Below are 18,401 nucleotides of genomic sequence, written 5' to 3' on the forward strand. Positions count from 1 at the left end.
GAATGAACGCGTTGCTGGGATGAGTATGTTGAAGGGGCAACGGCCCGTGTGACCGCAGCCGGGTGAAGCTCAGTACGACGGGGAAGATTCCGGCGGGAACGACGAGGAGCGCACGGTGAGCGAGAACAGCGCGGCGGGTGACGCGGCGGCCAGGGCGGCGGCCGCGGTGGCATCGGTCACGGGCAACTGGCGCAAGGCGGGCGTCGCCGGAGCCGCGATAGGCGTGATCGCCGCGGGCGCGGCGGCCGGGGTCGCGATCGAGCGACTGACCGTCGGGCGCGGGATGCGCAGAAAGGCCCGGCTCGCGCTCGACGCGTCGGGACCGTACGGCGCGCTGCGCGGCACCCCGGGCAAGGCGCTCTCCGACGACGGTACGGAGCTGTACTACGAGATCGACGAGGTCGACCCGGAGGCCGCGACCGGCGCGGGCTCGGCGGCCGGCCCGCGCCGTCGCAGGCTCTTCGGCCGGAAGACCCCCGCGCCGGTCACGGTCGTTTTCAGCCATGGCTACTGCCTCAACCAGGACTCCTGGCACTTCCAGCGCGCCGCCCTGCGCGGACTCGTCCGTACCGTCCACTGGGACCAGCGCAGCCACGGCCGCTCCGCGCGCGGCGCCGCCCAGCAGGGCCCCGGCGCGGTCCCGGTCTCCATCGACCAGCTCGGCCGCGATCTGAAGACCGTCATCGACGCGGCGGCGCCGGAGGGCCCGCTGGTACTGGTCGGCCACTCCATGGGCGGGATGACGATCATGGCCCTCGCCGACCAGTTTCCGGAGCTGGTGCGGGAGAGGGTCGTCGGCGTCGCCTTCATCGGTACGTCGAGCGGAAAGCTCGGCGAGGTCAACTACGGTCTGCCGGTCGCGGGAGTGAACGCCGTACGCCGAGTCCTGCCCGGCGTGCTCAAGGCGCTCGGCTCCCAGGCCGAGCTGGTCGAGCGCGGCCGGCGGGCCACGGCGGATCTCTTCGCGGGGCTGATCAAGCGGTACTCCTTCAGCTCGAAGGACGTGGACCCGGCGGTCGTACGGTTCGCCGAGCGGCTCATCGAGTCGACGCCGATCGATGTGGTCGCGGAGTTCTATCCGGCCTTCACCGATCACGACAAGGTGCAGGCGCTCTCGGTCTTCCTGGAGATCCCGGCGCTGGTCCTGGCCGGGGAGAGCGATCTGGTGACCCCCAGCACGCACAGCGAGGCCATCGGCGATCTGCTGCCGGACGCGGAGCTGGTGCTCGTACCGGACGCCGGGCATCTGGTGATCCTGGAGCATCCCGAGGCCGTCACGGACCGGCTCGCCGACCTGCTGGCACGGGTGGGCGCGATGCCGGCAGCGGCTAACGTTGGCACTCATGGAAGCACCGCACAGCCCGGCGGCTGACGCCGCACGCGCGACCCGCCGTACCGACCGTCCCGCCGTCCGCCTCACCGTCGAGACGCCCGAGCGGATGCGGGAGCTGGGCCGCGGCCTCGCGGCCCTCCTGCGCCCCGGCGATCTGGTGATGCTGACCGGCGAACTCGGCGCGGGCAAGACCACCCTCACGCGCGGCCTCGGCGAGGGCCTCGGCGTCCGCGGCGCCGTCACCTCCCCGACGTTCGTGATCGCCCGGGTCCATCCGTCCCTGGTCGGCGGCCCGCCGCTGGTCCATGTCGACGCGTACCGGCTGGGCGGGGGACTCGACGAGATGGAGGACCTCGATCTGGATGTCTCGCTGCCGGACTCCGTGGTGGTCGTGGAGTGGGGCGACGGCAAGGTCGAGGAGCTGTCGGACGACCGGCTGCATGTGGTGATCCACCGGACCGTGGGCGCGGATACAAACGTGCATACGAACGCGGATCCGAACGCGGACAGGGGAGCCGACCCGGGCGCCGACGGCGCTGACGAACGGCGCACGGTCACGCTGACCGGCTTCGGCGGCCGCTGGTCGGACGCGGATCTGGCCGGACTGGCCGGACCGGCCCACTGATTCGGCCAGCCGTTCCGTACATTCCGACAAGACGTCGGCAAAATGTTGCGCGTGCCGTGCCGTACGTGGTGACATGGTACGGAGAAGTGGTTAGGTCTACCTAACTGCGCCTGCCCCCGAACACCAGGAGGCATCCATGCCGGCGCCAGCACGTGAACCGCGTCCGCGCTCCGCTTCGTATCTGACGCGCACGCTCTCGCCGTCGTCCGTTCCCATGAAGGATCTGCTGGCCTCCTGCGCGTCGGCGGCGGCCGTGTCCACGCCGCCGTGCGAGCCGTCGGCCGTGTCGGTCGCCGAAGCGGCGGCGGCCAAGGACGCCGAGGCCGGGAAGCTGGAGTCGCGGCGCGAGCGGGAACAGAGACGCGACGCCGCGCGGGAGCGCGACGCCGCGTAAACCTTGCGTACGGGGCCTGACCTACGGGACGACCACGACCTTGGAACCGACCGTCGCGAACGTCCACATCGAGTTTCCGTCCGCCACCTTCATCCTGACCCCGCCCGTCTTCAGCGTCGGGTCGGGGCTCGACAAAGTGCCGTCCACCGCCGCGCTGAAGCCGATCGCGACATCGCCGACGAGCGCGAAGCGCACGACATGCTCGATCCGTACCCCGTCCGAGCCCGTGACCGATCCCGACCGGGAGGTCACCTGATACGAGCCGGGCTCGGGGCTGACGGTGCTCGGCATGACCGGGAACGTCCGCGTCACCCGCCCGTTCTTCTCCACCAGCCACACCCGCCGGTCGGCCAGCGCGTAGACGACCCGTTCGCCCGAGCCCGACTCGGCGGGCAGGGCGCTGGGGTCCTTGGGCTTCTGCGCGGGGGATCCGGCGGAGCCGGAGGGAGCGGTGCGGGGTGCCTTGGGCTTGGCGAGGGTGTCGGGCACATGCGCCGACGCCTGGTAGGCGAGGAAACCGACCACGGCGATGGCAGCCGCGGTGAGCCCGGCCACGATTCCCGAGCTGCTCCTGGACACCTTGATCCACCTCTCGTACGTATGACTCCGTGGTGACGTTAGCAGCAGGCGGCTGACGGGACGGGGCGCCGTGCCTTGCGGCCGGGAGCCGTAGGCTGTTTGCGTGCTTCTGCTCGCCGTTGATACCGCCACGCCCGCCGTCACCGTCGCTCTCCACGACGGCAGCTCCGTCCTGGCCGAGGAGAGCCAGGTCGACGCGCGCCGCCATGGGGAACTGCTGCTGCCCGCCGTCGACCGGGTCCTCGCCGGGGCCGGGCTGAAACTCGACGCGGTCACGGATGTGATCGTCGGCGTCGGCCCCGGCCCGTACACGGGGCTGCGCGTCGGCCTGGTCACGGCGCTGACCCTCGGCTCGGCGCTCGGCGTGCCGGTGCGGGGGCTGTGCACGCTGGACGGGCTGGCGTACGCCTCCGGGGCCGAGGGCCCCTTCGTCGTCGCGACGGACGCGCGGCGCAAGGAGGTCTACTGGGCGCGGTACGCGGACGCCCGTACCCGGCTGACCGAACCGGCTGTCGACCGGCCCGCCGATATCGCGGAGGCCGTCGCGGGGCTGCCCGCCGTCGGCGCCGGGGCGCGGCTCTACCCCGGCACCTTCCCGGACGCCCACGGCCCCGAGCACCAGTCGGCCGCGGCGCTCGCCTCGCTGGCGGCGGAAAGACTGGCCGCCGGCGGGGAGTTCCTGCCGGCGCTGCCGCTCTATCTGCGCCGGCCCGACGCGCAAGTGCCCAAGAACTACAAGGTGGTCACGCCGAAGTGACGGACGCGACTGATGCGGCTGACGGGACCGCGGCTGATGTGAACGCGGCTGATGTGAACGCGGCTGACGGGACCGCGGCTGACGTGAACGCGGCTGACGTGAACGCTGCCCGGGCGGCCGGAGCGGCGGCTTCCGCCGTCGCCCTGCGCGAGATGCGCTGGTGGGACATCGAGCCGGTGCTCGCGCTCGAACGCGATCTCTTCCCCGAGGACGCCTGGTCCCCGGGCATGTTCTGGTCGGAACTGGCCCACGCGCGCGGCCCCCGGGCCACCCGCCGCTATGTGGTGGCCGAGACGACGGAGTCCGGCAGCGCCCGGATCGTCGGTTACGCGGGACTCGCCGCCGCCGGCGGACTCGGCGACGTACAGACCATCGCCGCCGCCCGCGACCAGTGGGGCACCGGCCTCGGCGCCCGGCTGCTCACCGATCTGCTTCAGCACGCCACCGCCTTCGAGTGCGAGGAGGTGCTGCTCGAAGTGCGGGTCGACAACCTCCGCGCGCAGCGGCTGTACGAGCGGTTCGGCTTCGAGCCGATCGGGTTCCGGCGCGGCTACTACCAGCCGGGCAATATCGACGCGCTCGTCATGCGCCACCACGTGAAGACCCATCAAGGAACTGAGACCCATGGCTGACGAACCCCTCGTCCTCGGTATCGAGACCTCCTGCGACGAGACCGGCGTCGGCATCGTCCGGGGGACGACCCTGCTCGCCGACGCCATCGCGTCGAGCGTCGACGAGCACGCGCGCTTCGGCGGTGTGGTGCCGGAGGTCGCCTCCCGCGCGCATCTGGAGGCGATGGTCCCGACGATCGAGCGCGCGCTGAAGGAGGCGGGGGTCTCCGCGCGCGATCTGGACGGCATCGCCGTGACCGCGGGCCCCGGCCTCGCTGGCGCCCTGCTGGTGGGGGTCTCGGCGGCGAAGTCGTACGCGTACGCGCTGGGCAAGCCGCTGTACGGCGTGAACCACCTGGCCTCTCACATCTGCGTCGACCAGCTGGAACACGGCCCGCTGCCCGAGCCGACCATGGCGCTGCTGGTCAGCGGCGGCCATTCGTCTCTGCTGCTCGCGCCGGACATCACGGCGGATGTGCGGCCGATGGGCGCGACGATCGACGACGCGGCGGGCGAGGCGTTCGACAAGATCGCGCGGGTGCTCCAGCTGGGGTTCCCCGGCGGCCCGGTGATCGACCGGCTGGCGAGGGAGGGCGACCCGTCCGCGATCACGTTCCCGCGCGGACTGACCGGGCCGCGCGACGCGCCGTACGACTTCTCCTTCTCGGGTCTGAAGACCTCGGTGGCCCGCTGGATCGAGGCGAAGCGGAACGCGGGCGAGGAGGTGCCCGTACGGGATGTGGCGGCCTCGTTCCAGGAGGCGGTGGTCGACGTACTGACGCGAAAGGCCGTGCGCGCCTGCAAGGACGAGGGCGTGGACCATCTGATGATCGGCGGCGGCGTCGCGGCCAACTCCCGGCTGCGCGCGCTCGCCCAGGAACGCTGCGAGCGGGCGGGCATCCGGCTGCGGGTGCCGCGGCCGGGGCTGTGCACGGACAACGGCGCGATGGTGGCGGCACTGGGCGCGGAGATGGTGGCGCGCAACCGTCCGGCGTCGGACTGGGAGCTGTCGGCGGACTCGTCGCTGCCGGTGACGGAGCCGCATGTGCCGGGCCAGTCACCTGCCCACCACCACGATCACGACCATGTGCATGAAGTGGCGAAGGACAACCTGTACTCATGACGGTCGCGCTGATGTGGGAGGCCAAGGCGGCACCCGGCCGGGGCGCGGAACTGGTGGAGTGGGCGCGGGCGTGTGAACTCCCGTACGCCCCCCTCCGCCGCGAACTCCTGCGCGCCCCCCAGGACCGCGTCCTGGTCATCACGTGGTGGGACGCCCTCTACGACGCGGATCTCCCCGAACTCCCACCCCCACCACCGGACCTCCTCGCCCGCCCACCCCACCGCTGGCGCTTCGAGTCGGTCGCGGCGGAATAGCCGGTCGGCGTGTGTCGATCCGGGGCACTTCCGTTCGACGCAAAGGTGAGAAGGCGGGGAACAGCCCGCCGTACACACCGAGGAGTCACCATGCCGCGCTATCTGTCGACCGTCAGCAGCAGTGAGAAGAACGCGCCCGCCGACGGGCCCAGTCCTGAGCTGATGCGGCGCATGGGCGAGCTGATCGAGGAGATGACCAGGGCCGGTGTGCTGCTCGACACCGCCGGGCTGACGCCGTCCGCGCAGGGTGTGCGCTTCCGGCAGAGCGGCGGGAGGCTCACTGTCACCGACGGGCCGTTCACCGAGGCCAAGGAGGTCATCGGTGGGTACGCGATCGTGCAGGCCAAGGACAAGGAGCAGGCCGTCGAGTGGACCCGGCGCTTTGTGGAGATCCATGGGGATGAGTTCGACATCACCGTCGAGCTCCGGGAGATCGCGGAGCCGTAAGCCGCGAGGCGGCGTTTGAGCGTCCCGTCCGTGAAGTGAACCCCGAAGCTACCCGGACCGCCGGACAGTCTCCGGAACCGAAGGCGCGCTCAGGGAGCCGAGCAGCCGCAGCGACTGGGCCGAGGCCGAATCCGGTTCGGGGGTGAGGAGGTTGAGCAGCTGGTCGGGGTCGTCGGGGAAGGCCAGCGTCTCGCAGTGGAGGACCACCTCGCCGATCGCGGGGTGCCGCACATGCTTGGTGCGGTGTGTCGCGTACCGGACGTCGTAATCGGCCCACCAGCGGCGGAAGTCCGCGTCCTGGACGGAACGGTCGCGCTGGTCACCGGCGCGAGCAGCGGTATCGGCGAGGCGACGGCCCTGCCGCCGGCGGCGGAGGGCGCGTCGGTCGCCGTCGGACGTACTGGGGTGATCCCGACAACGCCGCGAGCGTGCGTGCCACGCGTCGCGGGCCCGCGAAGATCGGCCGGACAGGCCCTAGGCGCCGACGGTGCCGTCGATCGCCTCGCGGAGGAAGTCGGCGTGGCCGTTGTGCCGGGCGTACTCGTGGATCAGATGCAGCATGACCATCCGCAGCGACACCTCCTCCTCCCATCTCACCGCGTACGCGGTGACATCGAGCGACTCCGCCTCCGCCTCGATCCGGCGGGCGTGCTCGATCTCGGCCCGCCAGGCGGTGAACGCCTCCGCGCGGGTGGCCGTACGCGCGTCGTACGCCGCCTGGAAGTCGCCCTCGTCCGACCACACGAGCGGGATGTCCTCCCCGTTGAACACCCGCCGGAACCACGCCCGCTCGACCTCGGCCATGTGCCGGACCAGACCGAGCAGGGTGAGGGTGGACGGCGGCATCGACCGGCGGCGGAGGTCCTCGTCGGAGAGACCGTCGGTCTTCATGGCCAGGGTGGCGCGGTGGAAGTCGAGGTAGGAACGCAGCATCTCGCGCTCGCCCGCCGTCGGGGGCGGGCCGATACGTTCGGTGGTCACTGCGGATTCCTCTCGTCGGACCGGCGGACGGCCGGCGGCTCCGGCCGTCCGGACCTGGTGCGGGCCGAGGCTACCGCCGTACCGCGCCCGGCACCGCTTCCGACCCCGCTCCGTCGACGCCCTTCCGCACCGCTAACCTCTGGCGAATGATCAGCCGCGCTCCGCTGCCGCCGCCCCCGCCGCCCCAGGAGCAGGGCCCGTGGCCCGACCACGTGGCGCGGCTCGCCGAGCGGGCCCAGGTCATGGTGGAGCTGAGCAGGCGCGGTCTCTCCTTCGGACGGCTGGTGGCGCTCTGGCTGACGGGGGCGCTCGCCGTGGTCGGCTGGGCGGCCGTGGGGACGGCGGTACAGAGCTTCGAGGGCGGCGGCCTCGGGGTGATGACCGGAGTGGTGGCGCTGGGCCTCGCGGCGGTCCTGCTGATCCCGGCGGCGACAGCGGTCGGCTTCTGGCTGAGCCGGGGCCGTGTCATACGGGAGCGGCTGGACGCCTGGGCGCGGTTCGCCCCGGAGCCTGTGACGGACATACGTCTGGGGGCGCACCGGCGGTCCGTGGTGTGGCTGCTGCCCTCGGTGCTGCTGTGCCTGGTGGGGGTGTGGGTGACCGGCCGGGCCATCGCCGAGGCCGGGAGCGGGGGCGTGACCGGCAGGGAATCGGTCACGCTGGGTGAGACGGCGTACGCGCTGGGGCTCGGCGTCACGCTCCTGGTCACCGGTCTGCTCGGGCTTGTCCCGTCGGTCCGGCATCAGTGCTGGTCAGGGCGGTTGATGAGTTCCGTGCCGGTCCGCAGGGGCGGGGGCGCGCATCGCTGAGGCCGGTCTTACCGTGTCCGTCCTATCCTGAAGAGGGAACGCATGCGCCATTCAGGGTTAAGGGGCGGCGGATGGAATGGATTTGGTGGATTTTCGTCTTCTTCATCGTGGGCGGCTTCGGCTGGATCGCCGACACCGGCCGCACAGCGCTCCGGACCCGGCACGAACGAAGAATTGAGCGCTTCAAGCTCCAGGAGCACGAACGGCTGGCCCTTGAGCAGGCCAACAAGCCCCCGGAGCCGGTCTGCGGCTGTTCGCACCATCTGGCGAAGCATGACCGGCAGGGCAAGTGCCACGAGGACGTGGAGGCGCCGATGGAGTGGGACGAGAACAAGAAGCCACTGCGGTTCGAGCGCCGGCAGTGCAACTGCCAGCAGTACATCGGCCCGCAGCCGCTGTCACAGATCTACGCGGACGAGCTCACGGACCTGGACTGACCCGGCCGCTCGGCATTCCCGCCGTCAACTTCCCCCGCTGGGGGCCTGTTCCGCGGGGTGGCCGATGAGCATCGTCGGGGCGCCGGCGACCCTGGTGAGGAAGACCGTGGACGCGTGGGGGCCCTTGAGTTTGAGCCGGCGGCGCAACTCCTCCGGCTCCACCGCCGAGCCGCGCTTCTTCACGGTCAGCACGCCGACCTCGCGCTCGCGCAGCAGGGCCTTCAGCTTCTTGAGCCCGAAGGGGAGTTGGTCGGTGATCTCGTAGGCCGTGGCGAACGGGGTCGGGCGCGGTTCGTCGGCCGTGATGTAGGCAATCGTCTCGTCGAGCAGTCCGCCGTCCAGGTCCTCGGCGACCTCGGCGACCAGATGCGCGCGGATGACGGCGCCGTCCGGCTCGTACAGGAAACGGCCGACCGGACGGACCGGCGGATCGGGCAGACCCCGGCCGGTGAGGGTGGCGCCGGAGGGCAGGAGGGTGGCGCGGCGCGTACCGGGGACGATGGCCTTGAGGTCACCGTCCCCGCGCTCGTCCCCGCGTCCGCCCTCGCGCCGGTGCCAGAGCACTGCTTCCTTCACGTCGCCGCCGTCCGAGATCCACTCGGCCTCGAAGTCGTCGGGGATCAGTTCGTGCGGAATGCCCGGCGCGATCTTGACCGCGCCCGCGCCGGCCCGCCGTACCGCGTCGACCGCCCAGGACAGCGGCGGTGAGTACGCCTCCGGATCGAAGATCCTGCCCCGGCCGCCGCGCCGCGCCGGGTCGATGAAGAGGGCGTCGGCGCCGGTCGCGTCGTACTCCAGGACATCCGCCCGGGTCACCGTCACGGGCGGGCCGTCCGGCGCCAGGGTGCGCACATTGGTGAGGGCGATCTCGCAGGTCAGCGGGTCGAGATCGACCGCCGTCACGGCGAGACCCGCGCGGGCCAGCTCGATCGCGTCGCCGCCGATGCCGCAGCAGAGGTCCGTGACCCGCGAGTCCGGTGCGAGGGCGCGGAACCGGGCGGCCCGGTGGGCGGCGACGCTGCCCCGCGTGGCCTGTTCGATGCCGTTCGGCGTGAAGTACATGCGGTACGCGTCCTCCGCGCCGAACTTCGCCACCCCGCGCTGCCGCAGCCGCGCCTGCGCCAGCGCCGCCGACACCAGCTCGGCCGGGTGCTCACGGCGCAGCCGGGTGGCGAGGGCGAGCTCCTGGGCCGGGTCGTGGTCGCGCAGCTCGGCGAGCAGCGCCTGCCCCTCGGCGGAGAGGAGGGGCGCGAGGAGCGGCGTGGCAGGAGCCGGTACGGGAGGGGGCGAGGCGGCGGGGGAGGGGGCGCGGTCGGTCACCCGCCCCATTGTGGGCCAGCCGGGGGACGGTACGCGCCGGGGCGGCGGTGTCGGGCGCCCGCGGGCTCCGCGCGCTGACAGGATGCGACGCCATGCAGCTAGTACGACAAAAAGAAGAGATGATCACACAAGCCGCATACCGTGCACCGGGAACCGGGCGATGGCGCGGCCGTACGGTTCTGATCGCGCTCCTGGTCGCAGCCCTCGGCTCGGGATGTGCCGCGGGGTCCGGCGAACCGGCGAAATCCGCGCCCGGCGCGTCCGCCGCCGGGAAGCCCGGACAGGCCGCCGCCGGGGCGCCGCACGAGCAGAAGGCGGCCGAACTGGACGCGCTCTACTCGCCCGAGAACGTACGCCGCACCCAGGCCGCGCGCGCCGTCGCCGCCAAGAAGTGGGGACTTGCGAGCACCCCCCTGCCCGCACCCCAGCCGCCCGCCGTCAAGCCGGCGATCAGCACCCGCGAGGGCTTCGAGGTCGAGGGCGGCGAGGACCTGCCGCCGCTGTTCACCACCGTCCCGGTCGACGGCAAGAAGGTCGTCTTCCTGACGATGGACGACGGCTCGGAGAAGGACCCCGAGCTGCTGCGGATGATGAGCGAGCTGAAGATTCCGTACACCGCCTTCCTCAGCGATTACGTCATCAATGACAACTACGGCTACTTCAAGCAGATGCGGGACCGTGGGGTCGCGATCCAGAACCACACCCTCAACCACCCGTACATGCCGGGTCTGTCGTACGAGGATCAGAAGCGGGAGATCTGCGGCCAGCAGGACCTGCTGGAGAAGAACTACGGGAAGCGGCCCACGCTCTTCCGGCCGCCGTACGGCAACTACAACGCCGACACGCTGCGCGCCGCGAAGGAGTGCGGGATCAAGGCCGCGCCGATCTGGGCGTCCGAGGCGTACCCCGACCACATGGAATGGCGCGAGTGGGACCGGGACATGCACCCCGGCGACATCATCCTGACCCACTTCCGCGGGCGGGACGAGTGGAAGGGCACCATGCCCGACATGATCCGCCATGTGATGAAGGTCGTCACGGACAAGGGGTACGCCGTCGGCAAGCTGGAGGACTACGTATGAGACCCGCGCACCGGCTGCTGGCCGGGGTGCTGGCAGCCGGTGCGCTCCTCGCGGCCGGCTGCGCGCAGTCGGCCGACGCGATGGATCCGATGGACCCGATCGAACGGCTCGGCCGCAAGGCGGCGCAGCGGGTGGGCCCGCATGCCTCGGTCTCGCCCCGGGTGCCCGCGCCGCTGCCGGGGCCCGGACCGGGGGCGGCGAGTCCGGGGTCGATGTCCCCGTCCGCGCCGGGTGCTCCCGTACGCCCCGTCTGCGGACTGCACGAGATGTCACCCGCGCCGTCGCCCGCGCTGCCGTCCCCGTCCCCGCCGTTTTCCGCGCCCTCGCCGTCGCCGCCGCTCCGGCACTGCCCCTCGGTCCTGCCCGGCTCGTACGGAACCCCGGCCCCCGGAGCTGCGTTTCCGTAGCGAGAACAGATCCGCCACGACCGCGCTCATTGGCACTCCGCTTGACCGAGTGCTAATCGCAGTCATAGTCTCGGGTCTGGCACTCCCCACTGGAGAGTGCCAAAGCGCGACTGACGGATCCGGCACCCGCGACGACGGATCCACTTGGTCGCCACCCTCAGACAGTTAACCCCGTGAGATCTCCGAAGGGGGAGGTCGGATCGTGACGACCGCCAGCACCAAGGTTGCCATCAAGCCGCTCGAGGACCGCATTGTGGTCCAGCCGCTCGACGCCGAGCAGACCACGGCCTCTGGCCTGGTTATCCCGGACACCGCCAAGGAGAAGCCCCAGGAGGGCGTCGTCCTGGCTGTGGGCCCGGGCCGATTCGAGAACGGCGAGCGGCTTCCGCTCGACGTCTCCGTCGGCGACGTCGTTCTGTACAGCAAGTACGGCGGCACCGAAGTGAAGTACAGCGGCGAGGAATACCTCGTCCTCTCGGCTCGCGACGTACTCGCGATCATCGAGAAGTAATTCACCTAATTGCTTTTGGACTGCGCCCCTGGCCCCCCTGCGATTGCCGGGCGGACAGGGGCGCAGTTCATTGAGAGGACAGAGAAGCTCCCATGGCGAAGATCCTGAAGTTCGACGAGGACGCCCGTCGCGCCCTTGAGCGCGGCGTCAACAAGCTTGCCGACACGGTGAAGGTGACGATCGGCCCCAAGGGCCGCAACGTCGTCATCGACAAGAAGTTCGGCGCCCCGACCATCACCAACGACGGTGTCACGATCGCCCGCGAGGTCGAGATCGAGGACCCGTACGAGAACCTCGGTGCCCAGCTGGTGAAGGAGGTGGCGACCAAGACCAACGACATCGCGGGTGACGGCACCACCACCGCCACCGTGCTGGCCCAGGCGCTGGTCCGCGAGGGCCTGCGCAATGTCGCCGCGGGCGCCTCCCCGGCCGCCCTGAAGAAGGGCATCGACGCCGCGGTCAAGGCCGTGTCCGAGGAGCTCCTCGCGACCGCCCGCCCGATCGACGACAAGTCCGACATCGCCGCCGTCGCCGCGCTCTCCGCCCAGGACGAGCAGGTCGGCGAGCTGATCGCCGAGGCGATGGACAAGGTCGGCAAGGACGGTGTCATCACCGTCGAGGAGTCCAACACCTTCGGTCTGGAGCTGGACTTCACCGAGGGCATGGCCTTCGACAAGGGCTACCTGTCCCCGTACATGGTGACCGACCAGGAGCGTATGGAGGCCGTCCTCGACGACCCGTACATCCTGATCAACCAGGGCAAGATCGCCGGCATCCAGGACCTGCTGCCGCTGCTGGAGAAGGTCATCCAGGCGGGTGGCTCCAAGCCGCTGCTGATCATCGCCGAGGATGTCGAGGGCGAGGCGCTCTCCACCCTCGTCGTCAACAAGATCCGCGGCACGTTCAACGCCGTCGCGGTGAAGGCCCCCGGCTTCGGTGACCGCCGCAAGGCCATGCTCGGTGACATCGCCACCCTCACCGGTGCGACCGTCATCGCCGAGGAGGTCGGCCTCAAGCTCGACCAGGCCGGTCTGGACGTGCTGGGCTCCGCCCGCCGCGTCACCATCTCGAAGGACGACACGACCATCGTCGACGGCGCCGGTGCCGCCGCCGAGATCACCGGCCGCGTCAACCAGATCAAGGCCGAGATCGAGTCCACGGACTCCGACTGGGACCGCGAGAAGCTCCAGGAGCGCCTCGCGAAGCTGGCCGGCGGCGTGTGCGTGATCAAGGTCGGCGCCGCCACCGAGGTGGAGCTGAAGGAGAAGAAGCACCGTCTTGAGGACGCCATCTCCGCGACCCGCGCCGCGGTCGAGGAGGGCATCGTCTCCGGTGGTGGCTCCGCTCTGGTGCACGCCGCCAAGGTGCTTGAGGGCAACCTCGGCAAGGAGGGCGACGAGGCCACCGGTGTCGCGGTCGTCCGCCGCGCCGTGGTCGAGCCGCTGCGCTGGATCGCCGAGAACGCCGGCCTTGAGGGCTACGTCATCACCTCCAAGGTGTCGGAGCTGGACAAGGGCCACGGCTTCAACGCCGCGACCGGCGAGTACGTCGACCTGGTGAAGGCCGGCGTCATCGACCCGGTCAAGGTCACGCGCTCCGCCCTGGAGAACGCCGCGTCCATCGCCTCGCTGCTGCTCACGACCGAGACCCTGGTCGTCGAGAAGCCGGCCGAGGAAGAGGCCGACGCGGGCCACGGCGGCCACGGCCACAGCCACTGAGGCGCAAGCCACTGAGGTGTAGGCGTCCGGCAGGACGAACGCACCGAGGCCCGGTACCCCTTCGCGGGGGTGCCGGGCCTCGGTGCATTGCGCGCGCTCTCGGCCGGGTCGGCCGCAAAGGGCTTACCGCGGGCCGTACTTGCGGCCCGTCTTCGAGGTGATCCCGCCAACCAGCCCGCGCGGAGCCAGTTTCACCGCTCCCATCAGCGCCTTGTAGCGCGGATCCGGTACGGACACGACCTTCCCGCGCGCCAGGTCCACCAGCGCGGCGGCCACCAGCTTGTCCGCGTCGAGCCACATCCAGCCCGGGATGTTGTCCGTGCCCATCCCGGCCCGCTCATGGAACTCGGTCCGCACGAATCCGGGGCACAGCGCCATCAGCCGCACGCCCGTCCCGGCCAGATCCCGCGCCACGCCCTGGGTGAACTGCACGATCCAGGCCTTCGAGGCGCCGTACGTCCCGCGCGGTACGAACGCCGCCACCGACGCCACATTGACGACCCCGCCCCGGCCGCGCGTCTTCATCCCGGGGACCGCCGCCGAGGTCAGCCGCAGCACCGCCTCGCAGTGCACCTTCAGCATCGTCAGCTCGTCGGCCATCGAGACATCGAGGAACCGTCCCTTGTTGCCGAACCCCGCGTTGTTGACCAGCAGATCGACCGGCTGCTTCCGGTCCGAGAGCCGTCTCTCCACCGAGGCGATCCCGTCGTCGGTGGAGAGGTCGGCGGTCAGCACCTCGGCCTCGATGCCGTGCCGGTCGTGCAGTTCGGTGGCCTGGATCCGCAAACGCTCGGTGTCGCGGGCCACCAGGACGAGATTGTGCCCGTCCGCGGCCAGCCGCCGAGCGAAGGCGGCGCCGATCCCCGCCGTCGCGCCGGTAATCAAAGCAGTCGTCATAGGCAGGCACGTTAGTGCCTGCGCGGGGGGACCCGGCGACGCCCGGGAAAGGGCTACTTCGCGGCGTTCTCGTTCTCCGTGGTGCTCCTCGCGACGTACTCCCGCGCCGCGCGCAGCTTCTCGGCATGCAGGGCGTCGCCGGCGGCGAGGATCCGCGGCAGCAACTCGCGCTCGGTGGTGACGGCGCGGAAGGCCAGGGCCACCGTCACGTCATGGTCCGGCCGGTGGACGATCTCGATCGGATCGCCCGCGCGGATCTCGCCGGGGGTGATGACCCGCAGATACGCCCCGGTCACGGCCTGCCCGGTGAACCGCCGCACCCAGCCCTTCTCGCCGAGCCAGCCCTGGAACGTACGGCACGGAATCCGCCCGCTCGTCGTCTCCAGCACCACATCGGGGCCTATCCGCCAGCGCTCGCCGATCCTGGCGCCGGTGATGTCCAGGCCGGACGTGGTGAGGTTCTCCCCGAAGGCGCCGTTGGCCAGCGGCCGTCCGAGCTCCCGCTCCCAGAAGTCCAGATCCTCCCGCGCGAACGCGTACACCGCCTGGTCGCTGCCGCCGTGATGGCGCAGATCGCAGACCGTGTCACCGGCGACCCCGCTCGCGCCCTCGCCCTTGGGCCCAGGATTCACCACCCGTACGGGACCGTCGGCCGGACGCTTGTCGATTCCCGTGACCCCGCCCGGGGCGTCCGTGTACTCCACGGCCGTCGGTCGCCCCACATTTACGGTCAGAAGCTTCATACGCGCCACGCTATCCGCCCTCCCCTCAAACGATCCACCTGTTATTCAGCAATACCCCAAAGACTCGCTTATAGTCGAGGGGTGATCGAAGCCCGTCATCTCCGTGTCCTGCGCACCGTGGCCGCCACGGGCTCCTTCTCCGCCGCGGCGCGCGAGCTGGGCTGTACGCAGCCGGCCGTCAGCCAGCAGATGAAGGCGCTCGAATCGTCCGCGGGCACCCCGCTGATCGTTCGTACGGGCCGCGAGATGCGGCTGACCCAGGCCGGAGAGGCGCTCGTACGCCACGCGACGGGCATCCTCGCCGGACTCACCGCGGCGGAGGAGGAGATCGCGGCCATCGCCGGACTACGGGCGGGCCGGGTCAGGCTGGTGTCCTTTCCCAGTGGCAGTTCCACGCTGGTGCCGACCGCCCTGGCCGCTCTGCGCGCGGCCCATCCGGGCACGCGGGTCTCGCTGGTCGAGGCCGAGCCGCCGAGTTCGGCTGTGATGCTGAGGGACGGTGAGTGCGATGTGGCGCTGGCGTTCCGGTACGGCGGCCACGGCGCCGAGTGGGACGACCTCGTCGTACGCCCGCTGCTCGTGGACCGGCTCGTCGGTCTGGTCCCCGAGAGCCACCGGCTCGCGGACGCCGGTACGGTCGCGATCGCCGAGCTGGCCGCCGAGTCCTGGATCGCGGGCTGTCCTCGCTGCCGTACACAGTTGGTCGACGCCTGCGAGGCGGCGGGATTCACGCCCCGGATCGACTTCGCGACGGATGACTACCCGGCCGTGATCGGCCTGGTCGCGGCGGGGCTGGGGGTGGCGGTGCTGCCGGAGCTGGCGATGGAGTCCGTACGCACCGAAGGCGTTCGTACGCTGACGGTCGAGCCGTCCGTCCACCGGGAGATCGTCGCGCTGACCCTGCCCGATCTGGCACAGGTCCCGGCCGTGGCGGCGACGCTGGATCAGCTGGTCCTGGCCCGCGCGCGCTGACGGGGCGCGTGGGCGGGACGCGGGATGTGCGGGGTGGTGCCGCTGTCTTGCAGGAACGTTTCTTCTCTTTGCGGTGGCGGAAGGTCAGCCGTGCTCGTGGCCCCCGTGGCTGTGACTGTGGCTGTGACTGTGGCTGGTGCCGTGCCCCGAGCTCGACGCCGTGATGAGCCGGGTCCGCGCCCGCCCCATCAGCTCCTCGCGTTCGTCCTCGGTCAGTCCGCCCCACACGCCGTACGGCTCCCGCACCGCCAGGGCGTGCGCCGCGCACTCCGCGCGGACCGGGCATCTCATGCACACCTCTTTCGCCGAGTTCTCACGCGCGCTTCGTGCCGCGCCTCTTTCCCCTTCCGGGTGGAAGAAGAGCGAACTGTCGACACCCCGACATGCCGCGAGGAGCTGCCAGTCCCACAGGTCTGCGTTCGGTCCGGGAAGGCGGGAGAAATCTGCCATTGCTCATGTCCCCTTGAAACCGTGCTGAGGCGGATACGGGCCGCTTGGACGCCGGGTACGAGCCCGGCGCGTACTCGCACCGGTGCTCACGACCGTACATCTACTATGTAAGTAGATGTAAATATGACTCATTGCGAATCTAGCCACAGACACCAGTAAAAGTGAAGAAAAGCCGCTAAATGGGGCATACCTCCGATTGGGTACCGGTCAACCCCTGGCGCTCTCCTCCGTGTGCGACCCCTCACAGGGAGTGTCGAAGAGGGTTGTCCGACCCGTAACTCTTTCGAGTGACCGTCGTTGAATGTGCGAGGCGGTTGAGAGAACGAGCGCTCGGGCACATGTCCGAGAGCGTCAATCGCACAGGTGACGATATGTACCCAGCCTGGAGGCTCAAGGTGACGCGCATCAGCTGCGGAGGACGGTCATGACATCCGTCCTCGTCTGCGACGACTCCCCGCTTGCCCGAGAGGCGCTCCGCCGCGCGGTCGCGACCGTGCCCGGCGTCGAGCGCGTGACGACCGCGGCCAACGGGGAGGAAGTCCTCCGCCGCTGGGGCGCCGACCGGTCCGACCTGATTCTGATGGATGTACGCATGCCGGGGCTGGGCGGTGTCGAGACGGTCCGCCGGCTGCTCTCGGCGGACCCCGGCGCCCGGATCATCATGCTCACGGTCGCCGAGGATCTGGACGGGGTCGCGCTCGCGGTCGCCGCCGGTGCCCGCGGCTATCTCCACAAGGACGCCTCGCGTGCCGAACTGCGCGCGACCGTCACGCAGGCGCTCGCCGATCCGACCTGGCGGCTCGCGCCGCGCCGGCTCCGCTCGGCCGAGATGGGCGCGGCGCCCACGCTCACCGCGCGCGAGATCCAGGTGCTCGAAGGCATGAGTCATGGCCGGTCGAACGCGGAGATCGGCCGTGAGCTGTTCCTCTCCGAGGACACGGTCAAGACGCACGCCCGGCGGCTCTTCAAGAAGCTCGGCGCCTCGGACCGCGCGCACGCGGTGGCGCTCGGCTTCCGCTGGGGCCTCGTCCGCTGACATGCCCGTAGTGCCCCGCCCGCCGCCTCGCGCTTCTGTTCCCGCGGAGCCGGCGGGCGGGGCAACGTACGCTCGTACACACCCGTTTCCCGCGCGATGCCGCATCCTTGAGATGTGGAGTTCCTCGGGGACGAGTCGGACGAGCGCGAGGGGAGAGCGCAGGAAATGAGTTCTGCCGCACCCGCTCATAACGCTTCGGTGCACAACTATGGACGCGGTGCCACCGATCAGCAGCCGCCAAGGCACCATGGACCGATGCGCGATGACGAGACCACGGTGATTGGTGCGCTCGTTCACCGTGCCGTCGACGGCGACGAACAGGCCACGCACGATCTGCTGGCCCGGGTCCATCCGCTCGCGCTGCGTTACTGCCGTACGCGACTGAACCGGCTGCCCGGTGACGCGCGGCACTTCGTGGAGGACCTCGCGCAGGAAGTCTGTGTCGCGGTCCTGATGGCGCTGCCGCGGTACCGCGACACCGGCCGGCCCTTCGAGGCGTTCGTCTTCGCCATCGCCGGGCACAAGGTCGCCGATCTCCAGCGGGCCGCCATGCGGCACCCGGGATCCACGGCTGTGCCGTCCGACGAGATGCCCGAGAGGCCGGACGACTCCCTGGGGCCCGAAGAGCGCGCGCTGCTCAGCAGCGACGCGGAGTGGGCCAAGAAACTGCTCGCCAATCTGCCGGAGAACCAGCGTGAGCTGCTGGTGCTGCGGGTCGCGGTCGGGCTGACCGCCGAGGAGACCGGGCAGATGCTGGGGATGTCGCCGGGCGCCGTACGGGTCGCCCAGCACCGCGCGCTCAGCAGGCTGCGGGCCCTGGCCGAGCAGTGAGACCGGGGCGGCCGCCCGTGAACCGGGGCGGTCGTCCGGGCCTCTGAACGGACGGTCGTACCGGCGCTTCCCCGCCCTGCGGCC

The 18,401-nt window shown here is 70.8% G+C and carries 24 protein-coding genes; 17 read left to right on the forward strand and 7 right to left on the reverse strand.

Annotated elements, in window-relative coordinates:
• Window positions 1-115: 115 nt before the first annotated feature.
• The 3 genes from IF11_RS0111770 (at window position 116) to IF11_RS36555 (ending at window position 2,352) form a co-directional block, all read left to right on the forward strand.
• Window positions 116-1,372: an alpha/beta fold hydrolase gene (locus IF11_RS0111770; RefSeq protein ID WP_030351467.1), complete on the forward strand. Its 1,257-nt coding sequence runs from the start codon at window positions 116-118 to the stop codon at window positions 1,370-1,372.
• Entirely contained in the window at window positions 1,344-1,958 is a 615-nt protein-coding gene (tsaE, locus tag IF11_RS0111775; RefSeq protein ID WP_030351468.1) for a tRNA (adenosine(37)-N6)-threonylcarbamoyltransferase complex ATPase subunit type 1 TsaE, read from the forward strand. The genes IF11_RS0111770 and tsaE overlap by 29 nt, the downstream gene beginning before the upstream one ends.
• A gap of 136 nt (window positions 1,959-2,094) precedes the next feature.
• On the forward strand, window positions 2,095-2,352 hold the full coding sequence (locus IF11_RS36555) for a hypothetical protein (protein WP_037727561.1): 258 nt from the start codon (window positions 2,095-2,097) through the stop codon (window positions 2,350-2,352).
• Between the two features lie 21 nt (window positions 2,353-2,373).
• Here the strand turns inward: IF11_RS36555 and IF11_RS0111785 are convergent, their stop codons facing one another.
• On the reverse strand, window positions 2,374-2,931 hold the full coding sequence (locus tag IF11_RS0111785; RefSeq protein WP_240627748.1) for a L,D-transpeptidase: 558 nt from the start codon (window positions 2,929-2,931) through the stop codon (window positions 2,374-2,376).
• A 103-nt stretch (window positions 2,932-3,034) separates the two neighbouring features.
• Here IF11_RS0111785 and tsaB point away from each other — a divergent pair, with 103 nt between their 5' ends.
• From tsaB to IF11_RS0111810, 5 genes are all read left to right on the forward strand, one after another.
• Window positions 3,035-3,688 carry a tRNA (adenosine(37)-N6)-threonylcarbamoyltransferase complex dimerization subunit type 1 TsaB gene (gene tsaB, locus IF11_RS0111790; protein ID WP_030351470.1) on the forward strand — a complete coding sequence of 218 codons (654 nt, stop codon included), beginning with the start codon at window positions 3,035-3,037 and terminating at the stop codon, window positions 3,686-3,688.
• Window positions 3,689-3,840: 152 nt separating this feature from the next.
• Window positions 3,841-4,320, forward strand: coding sequence for a ribosomal protein S18-alanine N-acetyltransferase (rimI, locus tag IF11_RS0111795; protein ID WP_030351471.1), 480 nt, complete (start codon window positions 3,841-3,843; stop codon window positions 4,318-4,320).
• The gene (tsaD, locus tag IF11_RS0111800) at window positions 4,313-5,422 is read left to right on the forward strand and encodes a tRNA (adenosine(37)-N6)-threonylcarbamoyltransferase complex transferase subunit TsaD (protein ID WP_030351472.1); all 1,110 of its coding nucleotides are present in this window, start codon (window positions 4,313-4,315) and stop codon (window positions 5,420-5,422) included. Before rimI ends, tsaD begins: the two co-directional genes overlap by 8 nt.
• Window positions 5,419-5,676, forward strand: coding sequence for a hypothetical protein (locus IF11_RS0111805; protein WP_030351473.1), 258 nt, complete (start codon window positions 5,419-5,421; stop codon window positions 5,674-5,676). Before tsaD ends, IF11_RS0111805 begins: the two co-directional genes overlap by 4 nt.
• A 90-nt stretch (window positions 5,677-5,766) precedes the next feature.
• Complete coding sequence (locus IF11_RS0111810) at window positions 5,767-6,123, forward strand: YciI family protein (RefSeq protein ID WP_030351474.1); 357 nt, start codon at window positions 5,767-5,769, stop codon at window positions 6,121-6,123.
• Between the two features lie 48 nt (window positions 6,124-6,171).
• Here the strand turns inward: IF11_RS0111810 and IF11_RS40825 are convergent, their stop codons facing one another.
• Window positions 6,172-6,594 (reverse strand): MmyB family transcriptional regulator, encoded by a 423-nt coding sequence (locus IF11_RS40825; RefSeq protein ID WP_157848432.1) that lies wholly within the window; start codon window positions 6,592-6,594, stop codon window positions 6,172-6,174.
• Window positions 6,595-6,597: 3 nt separating this feature from the next.
• Complete coding sequence (locus tag IF11_RS0111820) at window positions 6,598-7,104, reverse strand: DinB family protein (RefSeq protein ID WP_030351476.1); 507 nt, start codon at window positions 7,102-7,104, stop codon at window positions 6,598-6,600.
• Window positions 7,105-7,250: 146 nt separating this feature from the next.
• Between IF11_RS0111820 and IF11_RS0111825 the strand changes: the two genes are divergently transcribed.
• Complete coding sequence (locus IF11_RS0111825; protein WP_063759155.1) at window positions 7,251-7,913, forward strand: hypothetical protein; 663 nt, start codon at window positions 7,251-7,253, stop codon at window positions 7,911-7,913.
• Between the two features lie 71 nt (window positions 7,914-7,984).
• Window positions 7,985-8,350: a hypothetical protein gene (locus tag IF11_RS0111830; RefSeq protein ID WP_030351478.1), complete on the forward strand. Its 366-nt coding sequence runs from the start codon at window positions 7,985-7,987 to the stop codon at window positions 8,348-8,350.
• 24 nt (window positions 8,351-8,374) lie between these two features.
• On the opposite strand, the gene IF11_RS0111835 is transcribed toward IF11_RS0111830, so the two are convergent.
• Complete coding sequence (locus IF11_RS0111835; RefSeq protein ID WP_106979154.1) at window positions 8,375-9,679, reverse strand: class I SAM-dependent methyltransferase; 1,305 nt, start codon at window positions 9,677-9,679, stop codon at window positions 8,375-8,377.
• Window positions 9,680-9,762: 83 nt separating this feature from the next.
• On the opposite strand from IF11_RS0111835, the gene IF11_RS0111840 reads away from it, so the two are divergent.
• The 4 genes from IF11_RS0111840 to groL all read left to right on the forward strand — a co-directional run bounded on the left by IF11_RS0111840 (window position 9,763) and on the right by groL (window position 13,388).
• Window positions 9,763-10,752 (forward strand): polysaccharide deacetylase family protein, encoded by a 990-nt coding sequence (locus IF11_RS0111840; protein ID WP_037727608.1) that lies wholly within the window; start codon window positions 9,763-9,765, stop codon window positions 10,750-10,752.
• Window positions 10,749-11,159, forward strand: coding sequence for a hypothetical protein (locus IF11_RS40830; RefSeq protein ID WP_030351481.1), 411 nt, complete (start codon window positions 10,749-10,751; stop codon window positions 11,157-11,159). The genes IF11_RS0111840 and IF11_RS40830 overlap by 4 nt, the downstream gene beginning before the upstream one ends.
• A 202-nt stretch (window positions 11,160-11,361) precedes the next feature.
• Complete coding sequence (gene groES, locus IF11_RS0111850; RefSeq protein WP_023539274.1) at window positions 11,362-11,670, forward strand: co-chaperone GroES; 309 nt, start codon at window positions 11,362-11,364, stop codon at window positions 11,668-11,670.
• Between the two features lie 92 nt (window positions 11,671-11,762).
• Window positions 11,763-13,388: a chaperonin GroEL gene (gene groL / locus IF11_RS0111855; protein ID WP_030351482.1), complete on the forward strand. Its 1,626-nt coding sequence runs from the start codon at window positions 11,763-11,765 to the stop codon at window positions 13,386-13,388.
• Between the two features lie 123 nt (window positions 13,389-13,511).
• On the opposite strand, the gene IF11_RS0111860 is transcribed toward groL, so the two are convergent.
• Both IF11_RS0111860 and IF11_RS0111865 read right to left on the reverse strand, forming a co-directional pair.
• Window positions 13,512-14,285: an SDR family NAD(P)-dependent oxidoreductase gene (locus IF11_RS0111860; RefSeq protein WP_030351483.1), complete on the reverse strand. Its 774-nt coding sequence runs from the start codon at window positions 14,283-14,285 to the stop codon at window positions 13,512-13,514.
• 53 nt (window positions 14,286-14,338) lie between these two features.
• A complete protein-coding gene (locus IF11_RS0111865; protein WP_030351484.1) occupies window positions 14,339-15,028 on the reverse strand; it encodes an MOSC domain-containing protein in 690 nt (229 codons plus the stop codon).
• Between the two features lie 81 nt (window positions 15,029-15,109).
• Here IF11_RS0111865 and IF11_RS0111870 point away from each other — a divergent pair, with 81 nt between their 5' ends.
• Window positions 15,110-16,000 carry a LysR family transcriptional regulator gene (locus IF11_RS0111870; protein WP_030351485.1) on the forward strand — a complete coding sequence of 297 codons (891 nt, stop codon included), beginning with the start codon at window positions 15,110-15,112 and terminating at the stop codon, window positions 15,998-16,000.
• An 84-nt stretch (window positions 16,001-16,084) separates the two neighbouring features.
• On the opposite strand, the gene IF11_RS0111875 is transcribed toward IF11_RS0111870, so the two are convergent.
• Entirely contained in the window at window positions 16,085-16,450 is a 366-nt protein-coding gene (locus IF11_RS0111875) for a WhiB family transcriptional regulator (RefSeq protein ID WP_051745810.1), read from the reverse strand.
• A gap of 424 nt (window positions 16,451-16,874) precedes the next feature.
• On the opposite strand from IF11_RS0111875, the gene IF11_RS0111880 reads away from it, so the two are divergent.
• The gene (locus IF11_RS0111880) at window positions 16,875-17,486 is read left to right on the forward strand and encodes a response regulator transcription factor (protein ID WP_003948568.1); all 612 of its coding nucleotides are present in this window, start codon (window positions 16,875-16,877) and stop codon (window positions 17,484-17,486) included.
• Between the two features lie 255 nt (window positions 17,487-17,741).
• Window positions 17,742-18,317, forward strand: coding sequence for a sigma-70 family RNA polymerase sigma factor (locus tag IF11_RS0111885; RefSeq protein WP_030351487.1), 576 nt, complete (start codon window positions 17,742-17,744; stop codon window positions 18,315-18,317).
• Window positions 18,318-18,401: the final 84 nt, after the last annotated feature.

Source organism: Streptomyces scopuliridis RB72 (genome assembly GCF_000718095.1).
Lineage (GTDB): Bacteria > Actinomycetota > Actinomycetes > Streptomycetales > Streptomycetaceae > Streptomyces > Streptomyces scopuliridis.